Here is a 1,005-nt window from a genome sequence, read left to right as displayed (position 1 = left end):
CCGGCCCGGCCGGTGCGGATGGAGCTGACGGCCTGCCGCCGGAGCATGAATGGCAGGGGACGGCGCTGCGCTTCAAGGAGCCCGACGGTTCGTGGGGACAGGCTGTGGACCTGCGCGGGGCTCCCGGATCGTCCGCTACCGTCCCCATCGCCACCACTTCTGTGGCAGGCAAAGTGAAGGTCGGCACGAACCTCTCTGTTGCTGCCGACGGGACCCTCAGCGTCGCCAGTGCGTCCACTTCCGCCAAGGGCGTGGTGCAGCTCTCCTCCGCCACCAATTCCACCAGCACAACTCTGGCTGCTACGGCCAGCGCGGTAAAGACCGCATACGACAAGGGGGTCTCCGCCGCGACAGCCGCCGGCAAAGCCCAGACGGCTGCGACTGCCGCCCAGTCTGCCGCCGACGCGGCCGCCGAGACCGCCAATACGGCCAAAGCTGCCGCCGATGCTGCGCAGAGCGCCGTCGATGGTGTCGCCAAACCGAACGCCTATGTTACCGCGACCTGGCGGTCCGGATCCTCGTGGTATCGCAAATGGTCCAACGGCTTCATCGAACAGGGCGGCACCACGACGACCAGTGGCGCATCGACCACCATATCGCTGCATACGCCGTTCACTTCCACCTCGTACACCGTCGCCATCGGCGAGGTGAACGCTGATAACTATCTGGAAGGCTCGTCCGTCATATCCGCATGCGCCACGGCCAACTTCACCATCAAGCGTCCTACGAGCGGAATCTCCATCTCCTGGTACGCAGCGGGCTATTAAGGAGCAACCATGCCTTTTACCATCGGACAAACATTCGATTCCACATACCCCCCGGAAGCCGCCGAGTGGTGCATGAACAATAATGCCTACATCGAGGAGGCGGACGGGAGCTTCGTCATCAAAGCCGTCCTTCCCCCCACGGAAGAAGAGCTGGCCGCACAGGCCCTTGCCGAGGCCAGGGCGCAGTCGTCCACCATCCTCATGGCCCGGATGCAGGCGGACATGGTGCAGACGGGCG

General features: G+C 64.5%; 2 protein-coding genes. Both read left to right on the top strand.

The genetic code is table 11. The features are described 5' to 3' along the window. Nucleotides 1–767, top strand: a 767-nt coding sequence (locus DESPIG_RS14595) for a tail fiber protein (protein WP_006009503.1), incomplete at its 5' end; no start/stop codon positions are given. 9 nt (nt 768–776) lie between these two features. After that, on the top strand, nt 777–1,005 hold a 229-nt coding region (locus tag DESPIG_RS12505; protein ID WP_006009501.1), incomplete at its 3' end, for a hypothetical protein.

Source organism: Desulfovibrio piger ATCC 29098 (assembly GCF_000156375.1).
GTDB lineage: Bacteria > Desulfobacterota > Desulfovibrionia > Desulfovibrionales > Desulfovibrionaceae > Desulfovibrio > Desulfovibrio piger.
The sequence above is the reverse complement of the archived record's forward strand: the minus strand, read 5'-3'. Positions and strand labels throughout refer to the sequence as shown.